This is a genomic window from Inquilinus sp. (assembly GCF_057815775.1).
Map to the genome: position 1 here is coordinate 1 of NZ_JBYRFX010000399.1, position 2,443 is coordinate 2,443.

Consider the following 2,443-nt stretch of genomic DNA (forward strand, 5'->3'; position numbering starts at 1 on the left):
ATCCAGGGCCGCGCCGGCATGCAGGTGATGGGCGACTGGGCGAAGGGCGGGTTCAGCGCCGCCGGCCAGACCGCGGGGAAGGAATACGGCTGCACCATCCTCGGCAACGGCACATCGGCCGGCTATGTGCTCGGCGGCGACGTGTTCGCCTTCCCCGCGCAGAAGAACGCCGAGGTGACCAAGACCCAGCTCAAGTTGGCCACCGTCATGCTGGAACCCGCCACCCAGATCGCCTTCGCGCAGAAGAAGGGCTCCATCCCGGTGCGGCTGGATGTCGATGTCAGCAGCCTGGACGCCTGCGCCCGCAAGGCCGCCGGCATCCTGGCCGATAAATCCGCCCAGGTGCCGGCCAACGAGCTGCTCGCCCTGCCGGCCATCACCGGCGCGGTGGAGGATCTGGTCTCGCAGTTCTGGAACGACCAGTCGATGACGCCCGAGGCCTTCGTCACCCGTGTCGGCACCGCCCTGACGCAGAAGCTGTGAGCCGGAGATGGCGCGCCATATCGGCTCGCGAGCCGCCGCCCATGCCGCCATGCTGCCGGCCATGCTGGTGGCGCTGGTGGTGTATTGCGGCACCACCGGATGGACGGTGTGGATCTCGCTGACCAACTCCCGCATGCTGCCCAGCTCGGTCTTCGTCGGCATCAGGCAGTATGAAAGCCTGGCCGACAACGAGCGCTGGCAGGCGTCGGTGGCCAATATCGCGGTGTTCGGCGTGTTGTTCATCGCCGCCGCCCTGGCGGTGGGCTTCGTGCTGGCGGTGCTGATCGACCAGCGGGTGCGCGCCGAGGGGCTGATGGCTCGATCTTCCTGTATCCCTTCTCGATGTCCTTCATCGTCACCGGCCTGGCTTGGCAGTGGTTCCTGAACCCGACCATGGGGCTGCAGGATTTCGTCCGCGGCCTGGGCTGGGACAGCTTCGCCTTCGACTGGATCGTCGACCGCGACCGGGCGATCTACACCCTGGTGCTGGCCGCGGTCTGGCATTCCTCCGGCCTGATCATGGCGATCATGCTGGCGGGGCTGCGCGGCATCGACCATGAGATCTGGCGCGCCGCCCGGGTCGAGGGCATCCCGCGCTGGCGCACCTACATATCGATCGTGCTGCCGATGCTGCGACCGCTGGTCGTCACCTGCGTCGTGCTGCTGTCGATCGCGGTGGTGAAAAGCTACGATCTGGTCGTCGCCATGACCAAGGGCGGCCCCGGTAACGCCACCGACCTGCCGGCCAAGTTCGTCACCGACCTGACCTTCGAACGCGCCAATATCGGCCTGGCCTCGGCCGGCGCCGTGGTGATGCTGGTCGCGGTGCTGGCGGCGCTGTCGCCCTATCTCTACATCGAGCTGTCGCGGAGGAACCGATGACCGACGCCGTCGTCGCCCCCGCGCGGTCTCAGGGCATCCCGCGCGCCATCCGCCGCCCGGTGCGCAAGCTTTCCGGCAGCCGGGCCGGGCTCTATGCCTTCCTGGTGCTGGCCGCGCTGTTCTTCGCCATCCCGCTGCTGATCGTGTTCTCGACCTCGCTGAAGTCGATGGACGAGATCCGCGAAGGCTCGATCTTCGCCCTGCCGATGGCGCCGACACTCGACGCCTGGGGCAAGGCCTGGCTGTCGGCCTGCACCGGCCTGTTCTGCGACGGGCTGCATGTCGGCTTCTGGAACTCGGTCCGGATCCTGATCCCCAGCGTCATCCTGTCGGTGCTGGCCGGCGCCCTGAACGGCTACGCCCTGGCGCAATGGCGCTTCCGCCATGCCGACAAGATCCTGACCGCGCTGATGCTGGGGGCGTTCATCCCCTACCAGGTGATCCTGTACCCGCTGGTCAAGATCTTCTCCAACCTCGGCCTCTACGGCACGTTGCCGGGCATCGTTCTGATCCACGTCATCTTCGGCCTGCCGACGATGACCCTGATCTTCCGCAACTTCTACGCCGGCATCCCGGAGGAACTGGTGAAGGCGGCGCGGGTCGACGGCGCCGGCTTCTTCCGCATCTTCTTCCAGATCATGCTGCCGATGTCGGTCAACATCCTGATCGTCGCCGTGATCCTGCAGGTCACCGGCATCTGGAACGACTACCTGCTGGGGCTGATCTTCGCCGGCCGCGACAACCTGCCGATGACGGTCCAGCTCAACAACATCGTCAACACCACCACCGGGACGGTCGAGTACAACGTCAACATGGCGGCAACGGTGCTGACCGCGATTCCGCCGCTGCTCGTCTACTTCCTCTCCGGCCGGTATTTCGTCCGCGGCATTGCCTCGGGCGCCGTGAAGGGGTAACGCACATGTCCACCGGCATTCAGATCCGCAGCCTCAACAAGTCCTACGGCCCGCTGCATGTGCTGCGCGAGATCGACATCGAGGTCGATCCCGGCGCCTTCACCGTGCTGCTGGGCCCGTCCGGCTGCGGCAAGTCCACCCTGCTGAACGCCATCGCCGGCCTC

Annotated in this window: 5 protein-coding genes; all 5 read left to right on the plus strand. The window is 66.6% G+C overall.

Translation table 11 applies throughout. The features are described from left to right. A partial coding sequence (locus AC3XYG_RS14365) for an extracellular solute-binding protein (protein WP_489140521.1) occupies positions 1-483 on the plus strand: 483 nt, incomplete at its 5' end. Between the two features lie 7 nt (positions 484-490). Further along, positions 491-868 (plus strand): ABC transporter permease family protein, encoded by a 378-nt coding sequence (locus AC3XYG_RS14370; RefSeq protein ID WP_489140522.1) that lies wholly within the window; start codon positions 491-493, stop codon positions 866-868. Further along, complete coding sequence (locus AC3XYG_RS14375) at positions 826-1,365, plus strand: carbohydrate ABC transporter permease (RefSeq protein ID WP_489140523.1); 540 nt, start codon at positions 826-828, stop codon at positions 1,363-1,365. The genes AC3XYG_RS14370 and AC3XYG_RS14375 overlap by 43 nt, the downstream gene beginning before the upstream one ends. After that, complete coding sequence (locus AC3XYG_RS14380) at positions 1,362-2,279, plus strand: carbohydrate ABC transporter permease (protein ID WP_489140524.1); 918 nt, start codon at positions 1,362-1,364, stop codon at positions 2,277-2,279. Before AC3XYG_RS14375 ends, AC3XYG_RS14380 begins: the two co-directional genes overlap by 4 nt. A gap of 5 nt (positions 2,280-2,284) precedes the next feature. Continuing rightward, on the plus strand, positions 2,285-2,443 hold a 159-nt coding region (locus AC3XYG_RS14385; RefSeq protein WP_489140525.1), incomplete at its 3' end, for an ATP-binding cassette domain-containing protein.

What these genes read in the sequence shown, in the direction of transcription:
- AC3XYG_RS14375 (WP_489140523.1), top strand. Translation starts at nt 826, where the DNA reads ATGTCCTTCATCGTCACCGGCCTGGCTTGGCAGTGGTTCCTGAACCCG.
- AC3XYG_RS14380 (WP_489140524.1), top strand. Translation starts at nt 1,362, where the DNA reads ATGACCGACGCCGTCGTCGCCCCCGCGCGGTCTCAGGGCATCCCGCGC.
- AC3XYG_RS14370 (WP_489140522.1), top strand. Translation starts at nt 491, where the DNA reads ATGGCGCGCCATATCGGCTCGCGAGCCGCCGCCCATGCCGCCATGCTG.